The sequence below is a fragment of the Thermosynechococcus sp. QKsg1 genome (assembly GCF_031586415.1).
Lineage (GTDB): Bacteria > Cyanobacteriota > Cyanobacteriia > Thermosynechococcales > Thermosynechococcaceae > Thermosynechococcus.
This window is the reverse complement of sequence record NZ_CP134200.1, coordinates 1-19,094: the sequence shown is the minus strand read 5'-3', so window position 1 is coordinate 19,094 and position 19,094 is coordinate 1. Positions and strand designations below refer to the sequence as shown.

General features: G+C 51.8%; 17 protein-coding genes. 9 read left to right on the top strand and 8 right to left on the bottom strand.

The genetic code is table 11. The annotated features are described in order from the left end of the window. Positions 1 to 324 precede the first annotated feature (324 nt). The 6 genes from RHP47_RS00085 to RHP47_RS00060 all read left to right on the top strand — a co-directional run bounded on the left by RHP47_RS00085 (position 325) and on the right by RHP47_RS00060 (position 9,144). A complete protein-coding gene (locus RHP47_RS00085) occupies positions 325 to 1,374 on the top strand; it encodes a PstS family phosphate ABC transporter substrate-binding protein (protein WP_286668808.1) in 1,050 nt (349 codons plus the stop codon). Between the two features lie 9 nt (positions 1,375 to 1,383). Beyond that, positions 1,384 to 2,157: a hypothetical protein gene (locus RHP47_RS00080; RefSeq protein ID WP_190278123.1), complete on the top strand. Its 774-nt coding sequence runs from the start codon at positions 1,384 to 1,386 to the stop codon at positions 2,155 to 2,157. Between the two features lie 486 nt (positions 2,158 to 2,643). Beyond that, the gene (gene rpoD / locus RHP47_RS00075; protein WP_286626043.1) at positions 2,644 to 3,819 is read left to right on the top strand and encodes an RNA polymerase sigma factor RpoD; all 1,176 of its coding nucleotides are present in this window, start codon (positions 2,644 to 2,646) and stop codon (positions 3,817 to 3,819) included. A 10-nt stretch (positions 3,820 to 3,829) separates the two neighbouring features. Then, positions 3,830 to 4,162 (top strand): hypothetical protein, encoded by a 333-nt coding sequence (locus RHP47_RS00070; RefSeq protein WP_286626042.1) that lies wholly within the window; start codon positions 3,830 to 3,832, stop codon positions 4,160 to 4,162. A 28-nt stretch (positions 4,163 to 4,190) separates the two neighbouring features. After that, the gene (locus RHP47_RS00065) at positions 4,191 to 5,351 is read left to right on the top strand and encodes a PQQ-dependent sugar dehydrogenase (protein WP_399381635.1); all 1,161 of its coding nucleotides are present in this window, start codon (positions 4,191 to 4,193) and stop codon (positions 5,349 to 5,351) included. A 385-nt stretch (positions 5,352 to 5,736) separates the two neighbouring features. Then, on the top strand, positions 5,737 to 9,144 hold the full coding sequence (locus tag RHP47_RS00060; protein ID WP_310840703.1) for a right-handed parallel beta-helix repeat-containing protein: 3,408 nt from the start codon (positions 5,737 to 5,739) through the stop codon (positions 9,142 to 9,144). Here RHP47_RS00060 and RHP47_RS00055 read toward each other — a convergent pair. After that, positions 9,141 to 9,407, bottom strand: a complete 267-nt coding sequence (locus RHP47_RS00055) for an Asr1405/Asl0597 family protein (protein WP_149817010.1) — start codon at positions 9,405 to 9,407, stop codon at positions 9,141 to 9,143. The two genes, RHP47_RS00060 and RHP47_RS00055, sit on opposite strands and share 4 nt — an antisense overlap. Before the next feature lie 105 nt (positions 9,408 to 9,512). On the opposite strand from RHP47_RS00055, the gene RHP47_RS00050 reads away from it, so the two are divergent. After that, positions 9,513 to 10,043, top strand: coding sequence for a ferritin-like domain-containing protein (locus RHP47_RS00050; protein ID WP_310840701.1), 531 nt, complete (start codon positions 9,513 to 9,515; stop codon positions 10,041 to 10,043). Positions 10,044 to 10,179: 136 nt separating this feature from the next. Here the strand turns inward: RHP47_RS00050 and lipA are convergent, their stop codons facing one another. The 5 genes from lipA to RHP47_RS00025 form a co-directional block, all read right to left on the bottom strand. Beyond that, the gene (gene lipA / locus RHP47_RS00045) at positions 10,180 to 11,076 is read right to left on the bottom strand and encodes a lipoyl synthase (RefSeq protein WP_310840699.1); all 897 of its coding nucleotides are present in this window, start codon (positions 11,074 to 11,076) and stop codon (positions 10,180 to 10,182) included. 2 nt (positions 11,077 to 11,078) lie between these two features. Further along, positions 11,079 to 12,083 carry a permease gene (locus RHP47_RS00040; RefSeq protein ID WP_310840697.1) on the bottom strand — a complete coding sequence of 335 codons (1,005 nt, stop codon included), beginning with the start codon at positions 12,081 to 12,083 and terminating at the stop codon, positions 11,079 to 11,081. A 16-nt stretch (positions 12,084 to 12,099) separates the two neighbouring features. Then, complete coding sequence (locus RHP47_RS00035) at positions 12,100 to 13,245, bottom strand: NDP-sugar synthase (protein ID WP_286626036.1); 1,146 nt, start codon at positions 13,243 to 13,245, stop codon at positions 12,100 to 12,102. 71 nt (positions 13,246 to 13,316) lie between these two features. Next, positions 13,317 to 14,021 (bottom strand): helix-turn-helix domain-containing protein, encoded by a 705-nt coding sequence (locus RHP47_RS00030; RefSeq protein WP_286626035.1) that lies wholly within the window; start codon positions 14,019 to 14,021, stop codon positions 13,317 to 13,319. Between the two features lie 95 nt (positions 14,022 to 14,116). After that, a complete protein-coding gene (locus RHP47_RS00025) occupies positions 14,117 to 15,151 on the bottom strand; it encodes a PstS family phosphate ABC transporter substrate-binding protein (RefSeq protein WP_286626034.1) in 1,035 nt (344 codons plus the stop codon). 154 nt (positions 15,152 to 15,305) lie between these two features. Here RHP47_RS00025 and RHP47_RS00020 point away from each other — a divergent pair, with 154 nt between their 5' ends. Continuing rightward, the gene (locus RHP47_RS00020) at positions 15,306 to 16,487 is read left to right on the top strand and encodes an aldo/keto reductase (RefSeq protein WP_302680072.1); all 1,182 of its coding nucleotides are present in this window, start codon (positions 15,306 to 15,308) and stop codon (positions 16,485 to 16,487) included. Positions 16,488 to 16,587: 100 nt separating this feature from the next. Beyond that, positions 16,588 to 16,977 carry a hypothetical protein gene (locus RHP47_RS00015; RefSeq protein WP_149816995.1) on the top strand — a complete coding sequence of 130 codons (390 nt, stop codon included), beginning with the start codon at positions 16,588 to 16,590 and terminating at the stop codon, positions 16,975 to 16,977. On the opposite strand, the gene ispD is transcribed toward RHP47_RS00015, so the two are convergent. Both ispD and dnaA read right to left on the bottom strand, forming a co-directional pair. Continuing rightward, positions 16,974 to 17,681 carry a 2-C-methyl-D-erythritol 4-phosphate cytidylyltransferase gene (gene ispD, locus RHP47_RS00010; RefSeq protein ID WP_149816993.1) on the bottom strand — a complete coding sequence of 236 codons (708 nt, stop codon included), beginning with the start codon at positions 17,679 to 17,681 and terminating at the stop codon, positions 16,974 to 16,976. The genes RHP47_RS00015 and ispD overlap by 4 nt on opposite strands. Positions 17,682 to 17,732: 51 nt before the next feature. Continuing rightward, a complete protein-coding gene (gene dnaA / locus RHP47_RS00005; protein WP_149816991.1) occupies positions 17,733 to 19,094 on the bottom strand; it encodes a chromosomal replication initiator protein DnaA in 1,362 nt (453 codons plus the stop codon).

Below are 19,094 nucleotides of genomic sequence, written 5' to 3'. Positions count from 1 at the left end.
TAAAAATTTTCTTAATCTCTAGGTTCCTGAGACCAAAGGCAGCCTAAGATTATCGCTAGGGTGTTCTCAGCAATACTTTCTCTGGGGAGAAGAGCTAACGAAATGCCTTAAGATAATACTTTTTAATTCCCAAGTCTTTGAATTCAAGTTACTAACCTTAGAAGGATTTATATTATCAACTCATCTTTGAAGCATATTTTATCTATAAATATTTTTGACCAGTTCTTCATTGTTTTTAGTGATTTTGCTTTAGTGGAAAAGTAGTTAAATTCGCCAATTTTCTAATTGATACAATACCTGTATTTTTAGAGTGAGGCTTGAGTTATGCAGTTTCAGCAATTGAGACGTGGCGTCTTACCCCTTTTGGCCATCACCCTTGTGGGCTGCACCATGGAGGCGGCATCTAATGATCCGATGCTGAAGGTGATTCGGGTGGATGGCTCGAGTACGGTTTATCCGATTTCCAGGGCGATCGCCGAAGAGTTTAAGACCACGCCCAATGGTCAAGAGGCCGATATTGCTGTTGCTTTTTCAGGGACATCTGCTGGCTTTCGCGCCTTTTGTAGCGGCAAAACGGATATTAGTGACGCCTCTCGCCCGATCCTCATTACCGAAATGAATGAGTGCATTGCCAATGGTGTCCCCTTTATTGAATTGCCCATTGCCTTTGACGCGCTGACGATCGCCGTCCATCCCCAAAATACTTGGCTCAAGGAAATTTCTGTGGCTGAGCTGAAAAAACTCTGGGAAAAAGCGGCGGAGAAAAAGCTCACTCGCTGGAACCAATTACGTCCCGACTTTCCCAATGCACCCATTGTGCTCTGGGGACCGGGTCAAGATTCAGGCACCTTTGATTATTTCAACGAGGCGATTCTTGGCAATCAGCGCGGCTCTCGCACCGACTACAAAGCCAGCGAAGACGATAACGAAATCGTAGGGGGTATTGCCGGGGATGTGAATGCCCTTGGTTACCTTCCCTATGCTTACTACATGGCCAACCAGAATCGGCTGCGGGCTGTGCCGGTCAGTGATGACCGAGGCGCCATTCTACCTTCAGTGGAAACGGTGCAAAACAGTACCTATCAGCCCCTCTCGCGCCCCCTCTTCCTCTATGTCAATGCCAAATATGCCCAAGACAAGCCCCTGCTGCGACAGTTTGTCGAGTATTACATCCAGCAGGCACCGACGGTCGTTCCCAAGGTTGGGTATGTCCCCCTTACGCCCGAAGGCTATCGCTTGGCAGGCATTCAGTTTATTCGCCTAGAGGTGGGGACTGCCTTCAAGGGGGTGCCTGAACCTGATGTAACAATTGAAGAGGTGCTGCGGCGTCAGGTGATCTTCCAAGAGGCCCATGCCAATAATCCGACCCCCTAGAATAGGGGCATGGAAATTATCGAGAAGTCTCAGCAGCGGCTGATTTTGCGCAGTCGCCCTTGGGGGGTGTGGCTGGCAGGTCTGATATTCTGTGTTGGTGCTGCTGTACCGATTTGGTTTGCAGCCCGCTATGAGCTGGTGTGCCGCCATGAGGTTCGCGTTATTGATAGTCGCTGTCGCTGGGTGCGCTCTGGGGCAACGGGGGTACAGATCACCCAAATTCCCCTGAATCGGCTCCAAGGGGTGGGCATTATCGAGCAGTGGCGCTCTAGTCGCGGACAACGCTACCGTGTCTATCAGGTGCACCTACAAACCACCGCGGGTTCTATTGCCTTTGGTGAATTTACCCGCGATCGCCAGAATCGGGAAGCCGTTGCCGAACGCATCCGTCGCTTTTTGCAGCAGCCGCAACATCCCCCTTTGACATTAGTGGAAGACAACCACTGGTGGGGATTTTTGATCTTAGCTGTTGGCTGGGGCCTAGGCTTACCCCTGATCTTTATCGGAGCCAAGGTGCTGGTGCTGGTTTTTGATAAAAGTGCAGGGGTGGTATCGCTGCAATATAGCAGTCTTCTCAGGACAGAAAAGAAAACCTTCCCTTGGCATGACCTCAAGGATGTCGTCGTACAGCTCTCCCGTGGTCAGAAGGGTAGACTATCAGCTCGTTTGGCCTTGGAGTTGCAGAATGGGCAGGTAATTCCCCTGCGGTTTTATTACAGCAGTGATGTCAGGGGCACTCAGGCACTGCAAGCCACGATTCGGGCGTTTCGTGATCGTTCGTGATCAAACGTAACGGGTACGGCGGAACGGCGATAAATTAGCTAGGCTAGAAGCAAGAAATTTCCCTCAGCAGGGATAGAAATTTTATCTGAGAACAGCAAATTAGAATTTGTTAGCGGTTGTTGACGCGAGCGATCGCTAGCCCTGAATTCCCGAAAAATTTATCCCTCTGCTGTGGGCGATTTCTGTTAGAAAGGCTACAATCAATGAGGTTTTAGTTAAAATTAGTCAAAAGATTCCTGCACAGTCTCAACCGCTCGCTACTGCCTGCTCCCTGACCCCGTGGGTCACACAGGAAATTTTTCAAGATGATCCAGCGGCAGAGATCCTGAGGATGTGGAATCTAGAGCCTATGCCCCCGTCCAACCGCTTTCCTTGGCTACATTCCATGATTGAAATGTGGCTGACGATTCTAGCGTCACCAAAGGCAACGGTTGTCGACAACACACTGACAATACACATTTAGGGAGATTTTACGAGGACAACGGCATGACCCAAGTGAATGTACTTGACGTTTACGACCCCGCAACAGCCCCCCTTGAAGACGAGGTGGCTCTGCTCAGTGATTATGGCCTTGATGGTGTAGAGGCTGTAGAGATCGAGGAAGAGGAGAGCGAAGACTTTGAGGAGGTCAGCGATGATCTTGACGGCAAGCCCACAAAAGGTCGTGCCAGCCGACGACGGACACAAGTCAAGAAGAAACATTACACTGAGGACTCGATTCGCCTCTATTTGCAAGAAATTGGCCGCATTCGTCTGTTGCGTGCTGATGAGGAAATTGAACTGGCGCGCAAAATTGCTGATCTCCTAGAAATGGAGCGAGTGCGCGATCGCCTGTGCGAACAACTGGGCTGTACCCCTGAAGAACTAGAGCGCAATCCCGAACCTTGGGCCACAGAACTAGGGATGACGGTGCAGGCATTTCGGCATCGTCTCTTTGTCGGTCGCAAAGCCAAGGAAAAAATGGTGCAGTCAAACCTGCGACTGGTGGTGTCGATCGCCAAAAAATACATGAACCGGGGGCTATCCTTTCAGGACTTGATTCAAGAGGGCAGCCTAGGACTCATCCGTGCTGCCGAGAAATTTGATCACGAAAAGGGCTATAAATTTTCCACCTACGCCACCTGGTGGATTCGCCAAGCGATTACCCGCGCCATTGCCGATCAATCCCGCACCATTCGTCTGCCTGTGCACCTGTACGAAACCATTTCGCGGATCAAGAAAACCACCAAGCTCCTCTCACAGGAAATGGGGCGCAAACCCACTGAGGAAGAAATTGCCGATCGCATGGAAATGACCATTGAAAAGCTGCGCTTCATTGCCAAATCGGCTCAACTTCCCATTTCCCTAGAAACCCCCATCGGTAAAGAAGAGGATTCCCGTCTGGGGGACTTCATCGAATCCGACGGTGAAACCCCTGAAGATCAAGTGTCCAAGCACCTGCTGCGCGAAGATTTAGAAACGGTATTGTGTACCCTTAGCCCCCGCGAGCGAGATGTGTTAAAACTGCGGTATGGCTTGGACGATGGTCGCATGAAAACGTTGGAGGAAATTGGTCAACTCTTTAATGTCACCCGTGAGCGCATTCGCCAAATTGAGGCCAAGGCCCTGCGGAAACTGCGCCATCCCAACCGCAACAGTGTCCTCAAAGAATACATTCGTTAAGGAGTCGTTTATGTTGCGTCCCCTCATTGCCCTGACCGTTGGTCTGTCTGCCACTCTGGTGGCAATGCCGCAACCCAGTTCTGCCCAAGCCTGTGCCTATGCCAAAGGGTTAAGTCAAAGTCTGAGTAATTCCTCATTTTTCGATAGCAGCAAGCTGCCGATCGCCCTTGGACTGGGTGCAGGTGCAATTACAGCAGCGGCAGTGGGGGTGACCCTCTGGCAACGGCAGCAGCAAACGGATGCCCCGACCCCTGCTTCTGATGCTACCTCTTTGGAACTGCCGGTGGTCTTGCCGGAGTCTGAAGGTGCAGAGCGTTCTGAAGATGTGACACCCATTGCCTAGTTATCGATTTGTCAAATTACTCCCCCTCATGGGGGCGATCGGGGTATTCCTAGGCTGTAGTCCCATTGCGCAGTCGGATACCCCGTTACCCTTATCAACCGCTGAACCCCTGTTAGAATCGCAGCCACCACCAACACTGGCGGTACGCATTGAAACCGTTGTTGAAGAGTTAGAGCATCCTTGGGCAGTAACTTGGCTGCCGGATGGCAGTGCGTTGATTACTGAGCGCCCCGGACGATTGCGGCGATTTCACCAAGGGCGTTTGGGTTCACCTATTCGTGGCGTGCCGCCGGTCTTTGCCCAAGGCCAAGGGGGCTTATTGGATGTCGCCCTTCACCCCCGCTTTGCTGAAAACAATTGGGTTTATCTTACCTATGCCCATGGCACAGCATCCGCGAATCGTACTCGTCTAGCACGGGGGCGTCTGGTGGGCGATCGCCTTGAAGAGGTGACAGTTCTCTTTGAAGTCTCGCAAGCGAAAACTGGGGCACAGCATTTTGGCTCCCGCTTGGCTTGGCTCCCCGACGGCACATTGCTCATGGCCATTGGCGATGGCGGCAATCCCCCAATTGAACTGGAGGGCAAATTAATTCGCGAGCAAGCCCAAAACCGCCGCAGTCATTTGGGCAAAATTATTCGCCTGCGGGACGATGGCACTGTGCCAAAGGACAATCCCTTTGTCGGCGACGCCACAGCCACCCCCGAACTCTGGAGCTACGGCCACCGCAATATTCAAGGATTGGTGGTTGATCCAGTCACAGAAACGGTGTGGTCAACGGAGCACGGCTCCCTCGGTGGCGATGAACTCAATCGCATTCAGCGCGGTGCCAACTACGGTTGGCCAGTGGTCACCTATAGCCGTGAGTATTGGGGCGCAGAAATTACCCCAGAGCGGCGCCGGCCGGGGATGGTGGATCCTTTGGTGGTGTGGACACCGGCCATTGCGCCTTCGGGGCTAGCAGTTTATCGGGGCGATCGCGCTCCCCAGTGGCAAGGTGCCCTCTTCGCTGGTGGCCTAGTTTCCCAAGATGTGCGCAAAATTCGAGTCAATACCAATAATGCTGTTGCAAGCCAAGGGCGCATCCCCATCGGTCAGCGGGTACGGGATGTGCGCCAAGGCCCTGATGGCTACCTATATGTTCTCACGGATGACCCCCAAAATGGCCGACTGTTGCGGCTGATTCCTTAATGTTGAGCTAAGCAGTTCTTTATCGCTCCTTAAATGCAAACCAATATCTTTATCAAGGCGGTCGCACATCATCGGCTACCGCCAGTTTAGGTGTTGAGGAGTGTATATGCGTTCTTGGGGGAAGCTTCTAGGAAGCTGCCTAGTTGGCTTGGGCGTCATTTTAGGATTGAACAATGCAGCCGTTGGCCAGTCATCAGCAGAGGAAATTTTAGGGCCTCGAATCCAGCCCCGTGGAACGATTCGCTTCAATAGTGAAGGCGCTGGTTTTGATAACTACCTCAGTGCAGAAACATTTATTCCGTTCTTTCAACAGCAGGGTGCTAGCGTCGGCTTCTTTGAAGGCAAACTCCTCATGGCCACGCCCAATACAGCCTTGGGGTACAATTTGACCCTTGGCTACCGTGCCCTGACAGGCAATCAGAAATTTGCCCTTGGTGGCTACCTATCCTACGATTTTCGCAACACGGGAGATGCAGGTTTTAACCAGCTTGGGCTTGGTCTGGAACTCTTGGGAGATGTTGATGTCCGTATAAACGGCTATATCCCCCTAGGGACTCGGCAAGTCCTTCTCAATCAAGCAGTGGGTTCAATCGGCACCATTCAAAACAACCAGATTCTTCTTGATCGCGATCGCCTTTTCCAAGAAGCGCTGACGGGTTTTGACTTTGAAGTAGGAACCCGATTGGTTCCAGTCGGTAAAGACTATCTGCGGGGTTACGCAGGTTTATACTACTACAGCGGTGAGAGTATTGCTGATTTTGTGGGCGTCCGTGCCCGTTTAGCTACCCGCCCTATTGAGTACCTCAGCCTCAGTGCAACAGTGCAAAATGATGATCGCTTTGGCACGAAAGCTTGGTTTGGAATTGGGGTTTCTTTTCCCGGTGTCGCAGGTAGTCGCCGCCGTACTCCAGAACAGGGTCAAAATGTAGCAGCCCGTCTAGGTGAATCTCCAGAGCGTCTCAGCTTTATTACCGTTGATAACGAACTTGTTGAGGATCAAATTGCGGCAATTAACCCTGCTACAGGTCAGCCTTATCGCGTTTTCACAGTTGATACCGGCGCTGGCAGCGCGGCTCGTATTAATGATTTACCCCTCACTCAAAACGATATTGTCTTAGTTGGCGTTGCTGACACCGATGGCAATACCGCAGGTCAGGGCACAATTAATCTCCGAGATGGCGTCCAACTCCTCTCGACAACTGTCAATCGGCAACTACCAAGTACAGTAGGAACCATTACGATTCCTGCGCTCACACCGAGTAACCAACAGCCTATTATAGCTGCCACTATTGTTTTAGCTAGGAATAATACAATTGATGGCTTCAATATTACACCGCCTGCCGGCCAACCTGCGATTATTGGTAATAACGTCAATCCACCGCGTATTCTCAACAATCAAATTACAACCATCAATGCCAACGGCATCAGTATAACGAATAGTACTGGTGTACAAATTACCAATAACCAAATTACGAGTACCAATGGCAGTGGCATCATTTTAGTCAATGCTGAATCCCCTGTGGTTCGCAATAATAATGTTACAATTACGAGCACAACTGCCCCTGCCTTTAACCGCCGTGGCATCAGCATTACTGAAAGCACCAACGCAACGATTGAAAATAACACTGTTGATGGGGGGATTGGTGAGGGAATTGGCCTAGATAATGCCCTTGGAAATGTAACTATTCGCGGCAACACTGTCCGTAATGTTGGCCAAACAGCAACAGATACTAACCTTGAAGCTAGCATCTTCATTCGCAACAATCGTGGCAACGCCAACATCACCATCGAAGATAACGTGACTGAAAACAACTTGACGGCAGGTAATCGTGTGGATGGAATTGAATTCAACCTCTGCCGTGGCGATAGCTTTGCTGTGGCTGACCGTTTCAGTGACAATCAGTTTGCCAATTGTACTGCCCCTGCAAGTGCAACGGTGACCGTTCGGAACAATCAGATTCGCAACATTGGTACAGGGACTGATGGCAGTGATGGTATTGACTTCAATATTGGCGATGGTGCCAACCTCACAGCCGTTCTAGAAAATAACGTGGTTAACAATATTTCTGATGCGGGGATGACGTTTGATATTGTCAGCAGTGCGGCTCCAATTGCACCTCCCAGCGCAAACATTACAATTCGCAACAATGAGATACGCAATATCCTGAATGATGATGCCATCACCCTAGAGTCGAATAGTGCGGGACAAGTGGTACTAAACATTGAAAATAATGTGATCCAAAATATTGGCAATAATAATGACGGCATTGACATCGAGTTCACAACAACGGCTGCAAGTCCAACCCCTGCACAAGTCAGAATTGTGGGGAATCAACTGAATAACATTAGCGATCGCGGGATTGAAGTGGACACCACTAATAATGCTCGCTTAGCAATTGAAATCAGCAACAACACCTTAACCAATACAGGCGAAGCAATTCGCTTACGTGGTCAAAATAACTCTGTATTGACGCCTACGGTTAACAACAATACCATCACGGTTACAAATGCCGCAGGTATTATCTTGCAAAATGTACAATCCCCTGTGGTTCGCAATAATAATGTTACAATTACGAGCACAACTGCCCCTGCCTTTAACCGCCGTGGCATCAGCATTACTGAAAGCACCAACGCAACGATTGAAAATAACACTGTTGATGGGGGGATTGGTGAGGGAATTGGCCTAGATAATGCCCTTGGAAATGTAACTATTCGTGGCAACACTGTCCGTAATGTTGGCCAAACAGCAACAGATACTAACCTTGAAGCTAGCATCTTCATTCGCAACAATCGTGGCAACGCCAACATTACCATCGAAGATAACGTGACTGAAAACAACTTGACGGCAGGTAATCGTGTGGATGGAATTGAATTCAACCTCTGCCGTGGCGATAGCTTTGCTGTGGCTGACCGTTTCAGTGACAATCAGTTTGCCAATTGTGCTGCCCCTGCAAGTGCAACGGTGACCGTTCGGAACAATCAGATTCGCAACATTGGTACAGGGACTGATGGCAGTGATGGTATTGACTTCAATATTGGCGATGGTGCCAACCTCACAGCCGTTCTAGAAAATAACGTGGTTAACAATATTTCTGATGCGGGGATGACGTTTGATGTTGTCAGCAGTGCGGCTCCAATTGCACCTCCCAGCGCAAACATTACAATTCGCAACAATGAGATACGCAATATCCTGAATGATGATGCCATCACCCTAGAGTCGAATAGTGCGGGACAGGTGGTACTAAACATTGAAAATAATGTGATCCAAAATATTGGCAATAGTAATGACGGCATTGACATCGAGTTCACAACAACGGCTGCAAGTCCAACACCGGCACGGGTCAGAATTGTTGGCAATCAGCTTTCTGGTGTCAGCGATCGCGGGATAGAAATCGATACCACTAACAATGCTAGCTTGCAACTTGAGGTTAGCAATAACAGTATCCAAGCAACAGCTGGTGGTGAAGCAGTGCGACTGCGTGCTCAGAATACTTCTCGCCTCAATGCCACAGTCAACAATAACACCCTCACTCAAGGGAATTCTACCACGAAAAGTTTACAGCTGCGGGCTGTTAATAGTGCAACCCTGTGTGCAAACGTATTTAGTAATGTCCAAACAAGTGGTGCAGGTTTCGAGTTACTACGTAGTGGTAGTAGCAGCCTCCGTATTGTTGATTCTCTTAATCTCAGCCTGAACAATGGTAATGTGGCCATCAACATAACTGGAACAGTTACCAATATCACGCCTGCCACATTCAGTGCTGCACCACCTGCGGGTTGTACGTTCCCCTAGGACTCAGCAGGATTGTGATACTCACTCAAGGTGGTCAAAGAGCACTGCCAACAGTGTTCGAGCCAATTGATCAAGGTCTCGCGAGGGGCAGAGACTTGGCGTACCACTGACCACACCTGTAAGGCAGCTAGGGGGGAGTTGACCTCGACCCTCAGGGGTTGATAGGGAGCATAGTCACAGGGCACCTCTAGATCAATCAACCGTTGGTAGATTGGCCAGCGTAATTGCCACTGAACTGCAATAAGGTGGGGGTTTATAGACATTCAATAAGCACTCCACTATTGAAAATGTACAGAAAGGTAGTTTAGGATCGGGCTGTCAGAGCTAAGTTAGTTAGCTCACTAGTGTCCGCAAAGGAGCATCGTGCCATGACGACCAGTGCATTGCCCCGCCAAGCCTTTGGCGAGATGAAAGATACGGTTGTACTGCTGGAGAAAGCCACAACCACGCCCATCTGTGAGGGGATGAATCGCCTCTTGGCCAGTTTTCAAGCCCTGTATTTGCAGTACCAAAAGCATCATTTTGTGGTTGAGGGGGCAGAGTTTTATCCACTGCATCAGTTTTTCCAAAATTGCTACGAACAGGTGCAAGGTCACGTCCATGACTTGGGTGAGCGTCTGAATGGGCTGGGGGGTGTTCCCGCCGCCGGTTTTCAACAGTTGGCCACGCTCTGCTGCTTTACCCCTGAACCGGAGGGGGCTTTTCACTGCCGCCAAATGCTCACTAATGATTTGCAGGCCGAACAGGCAATCATTAGTGTTCTGCGGCAACAGGCTACCCAAGCAGAGAGTTTGGGCGATCGCGCCACTGCCTACCTCTATGACCAAATCCTGCTGCAAACGGAGGAGCGAGCCTACCACATTGGTCATTTCTTGGCCAATGACAGCCTGAAGGCGTAGTCTTTCGCAATTTAGGTTAACGAACCTTAATGCAAGATTACGGTTGTCCATAAAACGCCCCCACCCAAGGGGGTTTTTTAATGCAGATTTTTCCTATTGCTTAGCCTAGCTTAGTTGCGATTAAATTGCAATAAATTTATCCGAGGAGGTTTGTTGCAGGACGCTGGCGGGGATACTGTTGCATCAGGGCACGCACCTGCTCGGCATGGTAGGAACTGCGGGTGAGGGGAGAGGAGACCACCTGCAAAAAGCCCATGGATTCGCCAAGCTGCCGCCATGCTTCAAATTGCTCTGGTGGAATAAAAGCCTGCACGGGTAAGTGTTTCGGACTCGGCTGCAGATACTGGCCAATCGTGAGAATGTCGCAGCCCACTTGACGCAGATCCGCCATCACTGCCGCCACTTCCTCAGGGGTTTCTCCCAAACCCACCATGATGCCTGACTTTGAGTAGATCCAAGGGGCGCGATCGCGCACCCGTTGCAGCAGTTCCAGACTGCGCTGATAGTTGCCTTGGGGACGCACCCGCCGATAGAGACGGGGCACGGTTTCGGTGTTGTGGTTCAGCACTTCGGGACTGGCGGCGAGAATTTGATCTAAGGCCTGCCAATTGCCACAGAGATCGGGAATGAGCACTTCAATGGTTGTTTGGGGCGATCGCGCCCGCACAGCCTGAATCGTGGCCACAAACTGAGAAGCACCACCATCAGCCAAGTCATCCCGATTTACCGAGGTAATGACAACATGATTGAGCTGCATTCGCACCACTGCTTCCGCCAGTCGCTGGGGTTCAGTGGCATCCAAGGGCAGTGGCTTTTTCGCAAAATCAATATCGCAGTAAGGACAAGCGCGGGTGCAAGCTGGCCCCATCATTAAAAATGTCGCCGTTCCTTCATGGAAACATTCACCAATATTGGGGCAAGAGGCCTCTTCGCAAACGGTATTGAGGTTTAAGTCCCGCAACAGTTCCTTGACGGAACCCACCCGCTGCCACTGGGGTGCTTTGACCCGTAACCACTCTGGCTTAACAACCACGGCTAACTCCACTGCAAATTCAAAAACAAACAAAGGGAAAACGTCAATTGTGCCACCAACAGAAAGAGGTAAATTAGAGCACGGGGGCGAAAAATCGTCAGCAGTAATCCCAGCCCCTTGAGATCCACCATCGGTCCGAGGACAAGAAAAGCAAGAATTGACCCCGGCGTAAACGTGGCAGCAAAGGCAAGGGCAAAAAAGGCATCAACCGTCGAGCAAATGGAAATCACTGTGCCCAAGATCATCATTGCCACAATCGAGATCACCGGCCCTTGGCCAAGGCTGAGAATGAGTTCGCGGGGGGCGGCCACCTGAATAATAGTCGCCACTAGGCTACCGAGGACTAAAATTCCCCCCAGTTCACGAAATTCCTGCACCACATTCTCTAGGACTTGGGGCAGACGCTGCTGCCAAGGCATCGTTGCAGTCGGTGGCGCAAGCGTGAGAGTTTCCATGGCAAGGGGTTGGCCGGGGGTTCCCAACAGGTAGGTGCCTGACTGGAGCAAGGCCGGTATAGTGGCTGCCTGAGGCTGGGGACGACGCATGAGACTGGTGACGGTGGGCTGCAAAAAGAGGGTTAGATCCTTTTGGAAACTAAAAACCCAGCCAATAATGGTGGCGATCGCCAGTGAGAAGAGGACACGAAAGACGACAATTTCCGGTTGATCACGAAAGGCCGTCCACGTTGCCCAAATCACAATCGGGTTGATTGTCGGTGCCGCCAACAAAAAACCAATGGCCACGGATGTAGGCAGTCCTTGCACCAATAATCGCCGCGCCACCGGCACATTACCACACTCGCACACGGGAAAAAGAAAACCAATGCAACTGCCCACCAAGGCCCCCAAGAGGGGCGATCGCGGCAAGCGACGAATCAGTGCCTGCTCATCGACAAACAGCAGCAGTGCGCTAGAGAGCAAAATGCCCAGCAGCAGAAACGGCACTGCCTCCACCAGTAGGCTCAGAAAAAGGGTAAAACCGCTTTGCAACTGATTCGCAAATGCCATGGGTGTATAGCGGGGTCTAGGACACAATCTCCTTCAACTCGAGGGGACTCGGCTGAATATCCGTTTGCCGTGAATCGGTAATCAACCAATCAAGGGCAGCGGCCTTCAGATCAATCGTTGTCCCTGTTTTATCAACACAGTAGCGGCCAAAGACCAGCTTATCCACAAGACGAACGTCAGAGCCAAGGCGAGAATACTCAAAAATCACACAGTTATCGACGACCGCACCGCTACAAATGTGGCAATTGGGGCCAATCATCGTCGGCCCAATAATCGTTGCCCCATCTTCAATCTTGGTCATGCCGCCAATGTACACGGGGCCTTGAATTGTGACTTTATTCCAGTTGACCGCCACATTCAGCCCGGTATAAATGCCGGGGGACTGCTCATGGCCGGGAATCGAGACATTTTTAATTGTGCCCTCAAGAACGCCACGCACCGCTTGCCAGTAGTCGGGGACTTTACCAATATCAATCCATTCAAAGTCCATCGCTAGGCCATAGAAGGGGGCACCCATTTCCACCAATTTAGGGAACAGCTGGCTGCCAATGTCGTATTCTTGATTGGAGGGAATGTAGTCGAGAATTTCTGGCTCAAAAATATAAATCCCCGTGTTGATATTGTTGCTTAGAGCCTCTTCGACACTGGGTTTTTCTTGGAAGGCAACAATGCGATCGCTCTCATCGGTGACAACAACGCCATAGCTCGAGACATCTTCTTTGGGCACTGTCTTCATAATGACGGTAGCGATCGCCCCCTTTTGGCGGTGCCAAGCCACGGCTGCTGTCAAATCCAAGTCAATCAGGGCATCCCCACACAGCACCACAAAGGTGTCATCAAAAAAGGGGTGAAAATCTTGAATCCGCTTGATCCCCCCCGCAGAGCCTAGGGCTTTACCGACGAGTTCGCCATCCTTGATATAGCCCTCAAAGGAGTAGGCAATCTCCACCCCAAACCGCTGCCCATCCTGAAAGTAGCTTTCAATTTCATGGGCGAGGTGGCTCACATTCACCATAATCTGGTTAAACCCATGCTGCCGCAAAAGTTCCACCAAAAACTCCATCACCGGTTTTTGCAGAATTGGGATCATTGGCTTCGGAATGGTGTATGTAATCGGGCGTACCCGCGTGCCTTTTCCAGCCGCCAAGATCATTGCTTTCATATCGGTTTTACCCAATCTACCAACACTGCAAGGGAGACATCCCCGCTTATGATTATCCCCCCTAGCTTACCTCAATCCAGGGCATACACCCGCCCATGGTAAAGCAAGCGGGTAATCCCTTTTGACTGAAGATAGCTGCGCACTTTCCGCAACATTTCGCCGTCAGGCACCTTAACAACGGTCTTGCGCCATTGGACATCACTGGCCTTATAGAGGCGTTGATTTTGCTGGGAATAGCGTAAAGCCACGGGGCGGCTATCGAAAATCGGTAGAGTACTTTGTTGCGCTTCTTCACTGGAAAGGGCACCTAAACCGCGAAAGGCTTCTAGGGGACGGGTGAGCAGTTCCGCCCGCCGATCCACCACAACATAACAGGGACGGGGCAGCACCGCTTCGGCAAGGGGAATGACCTCCACCGACTGCACCACTTCTACATCGGCGAGATCCGGTAAGGGAATGTCCCCCTCAAGTTCCTCGTCATCGTCATCTTCGAGATCGTCATCCTCTGCATCACTGTAGTCATCCTCATCGAGGACAACGGCCTCTGCCGTCTCTACATCTTCTAGATCCTCTTCCTCTGGCATGTCATCCGTTGTAGCCATGGCCAATAGGGGAGCTTCAGGGGCAGCCGCTTCTTCTTCCATTTGTTTGATCACACGCCGAATGGTGTTTTCACTCACACCAAATTCTGCAGCCAGAGCTTTGATGGTTTGTCCGACAGTGTACTGTTGAAAGACACGCTGGCGTTCGCTGTCACTGAGTCGCTTGTAGGTCATGGATCCAGATTAAGAAGCAGGTGGCCAGATCTATTATCTGGGGTGACGGTGCCAGAATGTTGATTTTGGCCAAAGCCCTGTTCAAGGGGCGATCGCTAGCGCAGGCGCACAAATCCTGCCTTTTCAATGGCGGCTTGCCCTTGATCCGTGAGCAAGAGTGCAGCGTAGGCACGTCCTGCTTGGGCATCGAGGCTATTGTCCTCCTTGGTAATGACAAATAGGCGGCGGGTGATGGGATACGTCCCCTCTCGAAATGCCTGGTGATTCAGTTGATTGCGCTCTTGGGGACAGCGTTCCGGAGGAACGTAGGGTTCCTGATAGGGAGGCACGTATTGATTGGCTTGGCGGCCAAGGGGAAGTGGGTGGATGCTGCACTGACCCACCACCTCTGGGGCAGAAGCATAGTAAATCCCCCCCAGTGTCGCGGCGACCCGCCGTAGGCCATCGGTGGTATCGCGAACCATGACCACATTGCGACCAAAAGGCTGCTTCCCTAGCACTTCCTGAATAAAGTATTCAACGGTACCACCATCTTCCGGGCGGCGAGAGAAGGGGGTAATCTTTTGGTTGGGGCCGCCCACCTGCTGCCAATTGGTCACTTTGCCGGTGTAAATATCCACCACCTGTTGCACGGTGAGGCCGGCAATCTCTAGCCTCGGATTGACAGCGATCGCTAGCCCATCAATGGCAACAGGAATGGCAGTTAATTTAATACCCTGAGCCGCCGCCTTGGCTAACTCCTCGTCTTTGAGGGGACGGGAAGATTGGGAGAAAGACAGTTGATTATTCAATAACATGCGGATCCCACTGCCCGACCCCGGCGTTCCTGTGGGCGGATCCACATAGCGCAGTTGAAAATTGGGCCAAGCCGCTTGCAGCAGCGGATCCACATCGCGGCGAATGGGTGCCCAAGTGGTGCTACCGCCATAATTAAAAAGGCCACTGGGGACGTTCTTGACTTGGCTAAACGTAGATCGACCCTCGGTTCCGAGATTGAGACCGCCATTGCCAATGATTTCGCCGTTATTGACGAGGCGAAGCACCAGCCCTGCACCAACGCCCAAAAGGCCGAGGGTAGCCAGCAGGGAAAGGAGTAGAGGCAGGAGAGAATTGCTTTTCCCTTGGAACATACAAAATAATTGCTGTCATTTTTTCTAGCCTAGCCCAAACCAAGGGATGTTGTGGATACTCTCTTCAGTGACGCTGCCTCAGCCCCTCATGCCCCCGTTAGCGAAGGATCGGGAATTCCGCGACAATGATGAAGAAGCGTTCATTGAGTTCAACATGCGCTACCGTCGCTTTGGTCGTACCCAATTACCGATGCCTGTCTTTTCCTGTGGCGGCATGCGCTATCAGTTTTCATGGCAGGATGTCAGTCCGAGTACGATTCCAGAAGAGAATCAACGCAATTTAGAGGCGACGATTTGCCGAGCCGTGGAGCTAGGCATTAATCATATTGAAACCGCCCGGGGCTATGGCACCTCAGAAGTGCAGTTGGGCAAAATTCTGCCGCGGCTGCCTCGCGAAAAGCTGATTGTGCAAACCAAAGTGGGGCCGCGACCCACCGCCAAGGAGTTTCGGGCAACCTTGGAAACCTCGCTGCGCAATCTGCGGCTGGACTACATCGATTTGCTGGCGATTCATGGCCTTAATTTGCCAGAGCATCTGGAACAGGTGCTGCGACCGGGGGGCTGCCTAGAGGTGGCACGGGACTGGCAAGCGGCAGGAAAGATTCGCTTCATTGGCTTTTCTACCCACGGCAGCCTAGAGGTGATTCGGCAGGCGATCGCCAGCGATGTGTTTGACTATGTCAACCTACATTGGTACTACATCAATCAGCAGAATTGGCCGGCGATTCTCGATGCCCAAGCCCGTGATATGGGCGTCTTCATCATTAGCCCTGCGGATAAGGGGGGGATGCTCTACAAACCACCCCAACGCCTTGTGGAACTGTGTGCCCCCCTCAGCCCGCTGGTCTTTAACGATCTGTTTTGCCTCTCCCATCCCCAAGTGCATACCCTGAGTGTCGGTGCTGCTCGCCCCAGTGATTTTGATGAGCATCTCAAGGTGCTCGATCTGTTGGATCGGGCCGATGAAATTTTGCCGCCGATCTTGGTACGGCTGGAGCAAGCCGCCATTGAGCGTTTGGGGGAAGACTGGTACCACACTTGGCATCAGGGACTGCCAGACTATCGCCACACCCCCGGTGAGGTGAATATCCCCACCATTCTCTGGCTGTGGAATCTGGTGCAGGCCTACGATTTGCTTGAGTACGCCCGTATGCGCTATAACTTGCTTGGCAACGGTGGCCACTGGTTTCCGGGGGCGAATGCAGCACAGGTCAAGCACTTGGATTTAGACCCCTGTTTGCAAAAGAGTCCCCATCGGCAGAAGATTCCAAGGATTTTGCAGGCAGCCCATGATCTGCTCAGTGGTACTCCGCAGCAGCGCTTATCTCAATCCTAAGGATAGGGGAGTTTTCCCCAGTAAATCGCGGACAATTCCCCTAGGGGATCGCTCTAGGTGCCACCGACAATAAAAGTATCAAGGGTAAGAGGTCAACACCATGGATTTCATCTATCACCTCAGCAATGCCAGCCTTACCCTGCGGGTTGTGCAATTCTTGCATGAATACGCCAAGCTACCAATACAGTTTGTTACAGTCATTCATCAAGTGGATGGGTGGGTGATTCGCATTAAAATGCATTCGCCCCTCTCCGACGAACAAGCAGGGAATTTCCGCGCCTTCTTGAACGAATTGGGATTCCCCTACACACCAGGGATTTCGCTGAAAATGGCACTGTGGGCACTGGAAACCGGACAGTCAATGGTGGATGTGATGCGCCGTTATCAAGTGGCGATTGTCTCCCATGGCTACCCCAACTACGACGACATTGAAGCGTTTCGCAAGCAGTTCATTCAAGGCTTGGGCTACTGTCCCGAAACCTTGGCCTAGGGCATCGTGTCCCTTTGGCCTTGCTCTTGGCGATGCTGCAAGATTCGTTCTGCAAGGGGGAGATCGCTGGGAGTGGTTATCTTGAGATTGGTTTCTTCGCCTAGAACAATGTGCACGGCATAGCCTAGGCGTTCAAAGAGGGCAGCATCGTCTGTGACTTCCCAGCCTCTGGCCACCGCCATTTCATGGGCAATACGCAAGGGTTCGACGCGAAAGCCTTGGGGAGTTTGAGCCGCCCACAGGGAGTCCCGCTCTGGGGTTTGGACGACAACCCCTTCACGGTTGACGATTTTAATCGTATCTTTGACCGGCACGGCGGCAATGAGTCCGGCATAGGTCTCTAGGGCTTGGGCACAGCGGTTGATCAGATCGGGGGTGGCAAGGCAGCGGGCACCATCGTGGATCAGCACCTGCTCAGCCCTTTCGGGAAGTGCCTGTAACCCATTAAAAACGGAGGCTTGACGGGTCTCACCCCCTTGGATAAGCTGGACGGGCTGCCGTAGGTTCAAGTCCCCAAGGAGTGCTTCCCAAGTGGGAAAATCCTCTGGCTGGCCAATAACGCCAATCCATTCAATCGCTTCCGCAGCAGCCACCGCTGCCAATGTCCATGCCAAAAGGGGTTTACCCAAGAGTTGCAAGCGCAGTTTATTGTGGCCTGCCCCCATGCGTTTACCCATGCCGGCGGCGGGAATGAGGATGTGCATTCATACCCCTTTTAAGACTGTTTTTATCTTGGCATAGGAAGGCTCTGGGCACTATGGCTCTGTGGGACGGCTGGCCAAGTTAATGCGATCGCTGAGTTGTCGCAGCAGGCTGCCCATTTCTGGATCGGTACGTTGCAGTTCGGCCACCTTGTCACAGCTATACATGACGGTGGTGTGATCCTTGCCGCCAAATTCTTCACCAATCTTCGGCAAGCTGAGGCCAGTATATTGGCGCATCAGGTACATGCCAATTTGACGCGCCATACTAATTTCGCGACGGCGGGAGTTGCCCTTGAGATCACTAATGGACACATTCAGGGCTTCAGAGACCACATTCAGAATCACCTCTGGGGAGGTCTCAATTTTGCGGATGGCTGGACTCAGAACGGGGGCAATATTTTCCACCGTCATCGGCAACCCAGAAATGGAAATGTAGGCCACCGCTCGAATCAGTGCCCCCTCTAGTTCCCGAATATTGGAAGTGTAGCTGGCGGCAATATACTCAATCACATCGCGGGGCAGGCGGATATTTTCGTACTCCGCTTTTTTCTGGAGAATGGCCATGCGCGTTTCGAGATCGGGGGGTTGAATATCGGCAATCAGACCCATGGAAAAGCGGGAGCAGAGGCGCTCTTGCAGGCGGGGAATTTGACTGGGGGGGCGATCGCTGGCCAAAACCACCTGCTTACCGGCCTCGTGCAGTGTATTGAAGGTGTGAAAAAACTCCTCTTGGGTGTATTCCTTGCCCTCAATAAATTGAATATCATCCACGAGCATGACATCCACCGCCCGATAGTGCTCGCGAAAGCTCTGCATACTGTCTTTGCGGATGGCGGCAATCAAGTCATTCGTAAACTGCTCGGTCGAGACATAGAAAATCTTGGCATTGGGGTCAATTTCCAAGCGATAGTGACCGATCGCCTGCATCAGATGGGTCTTGCCCAAGCCAACACCGCCACAGAGAAAGAGGGGATTAAACTCCCGCCCCGGTGATTCTGCCACTGCCAAGCAGGCCGCATGGGCCATGCGATTATTGGGGCCAACGACATAGCGGGAAAAGACATACTTGGGATTCAGTTCACTGCCGCGATGACGAGCGGGCGGGGTGGTGGCCTCTACTTCAGCACGACTGGTGGGGCGAATACTGGTGTCATGCTCTGCCCCTTGGGCGATCGCCAGCTCAATCTCCACCGCCTCACCGACAATTTCCCGTGCCACATCGGCAATGGTTTTCAAATAGTACTTTTGCAGCCAATTGCGGGCAAAGGGATTGGGGGTGCAAATCGTAAGGGTCTGGCCATCAAAGGACTGCACCGTTGCTGTCTTAATCCAAGTTTCAAACGTCGGGCGACTGAGCAACAGTTGCAACCGCTCCAAAATTTGGTGCCAGAGATCTTCGGCAGAGCTAATCAC

Bases quoted from the DNA above. Each gene is read 5' to 3' on its own strand.
- RHP47_RS00055 (WP_149817010.1), bottom strand. From the start codon at position 9,407: ATGTCTATAAACCCCCACCTTATTGCAGTTCAGTGGCAATTACGCTGG.
- RHP47_RS00015 (WP_149816995.1), top strand. From the start codon at position 16,588: ATGGATTTCATCTATCACCTCAGCAATGCCAGCCTTACCCTGCGGGTT.
- RHP47_RS00030 (WP_286626035.1), bottom strand. From the start codon at position 14,021: ATGACCTACAAGCGACTCAGTGACAGCGAACGCCAGCGTGTCTTTCAA.
- RHP47_RS00020 (WP_302680072.1), top strand. From the start codon at position 15,306: ATGCGCTACCGTCGCTTTGGTCGTACCCAATTACCGATGCCTGTCTTT.
- RHP47_RS00070 (WP_286626042.1), top strand. From the start codon at position 3,830: ATGTTGCGTCCCCTCATTGCCCTGACCGTTGGTCTGTCTGCCACTCTG.
- ispD (WP_149816993.1), bottom strand. From the start codon at position 17,681: ATGCACATCCTCATTCCCGCCGCCGGCATGGGTAAACGCATGGGGGCA.
- RHP47_RS00065 (WP_399381635.1), top strand. From the start codon at position 4,191: ATGGGGGCGATCGGGGTATTCCTAGGCTGTAGTCCCATTGCGCAGTCG.
- RHP47_RS00040 (WP_310840697.1), bottom strand. From the start codon at position 12,083: ATGGCATTTGCGAATCAGTTGCAAAGCGGTTTTACCCTTTTTCTGAGC.
- RHP47_RS00085 (WP_286668808.1), top strand. From the start codon at position 325: ATGCAGTTTCAGCAATTGAGACGTGGCGTCTTACCCCTTTTGGCCATC.
- RHP47_RS00050 (WP_310840701.1), top strand. From the start codon at position 9,513: ATGACGACCAGTGCATTGCCCCGCCAAGCCTTTGGCGAGATGAAAGAT.
- RHP47_RS00025 (WP_286626034.1), bottom strand. From the start codon at position 15,151: ATGTTCCAAGGGAAAAGCAATTCTCTCCTGCCTCTACTCCTTTCCCTG.
- RHP47_RS00035 (WP_286626036.1), bottom strand. From the start codon at position 13,245: ATGAAAGCAATGATCTTGGCGGCTGGAAAAGGCACGCGGGTACGCCCG.
- RHP47_RS00080 (WP_190278123.1), top strand. From the start codon at position 1,384: ATGGAAATTATCGAGAAGTCTCAGCAGCGGCTGATTTTGCGCAGTCGC.
- rpoD (WP_286626043.1), top strand. From the start codon at position 2,644: ATGACCCAAGTGAATGTACTTGACGTTTACGACCCCGCAACAGCCCCC.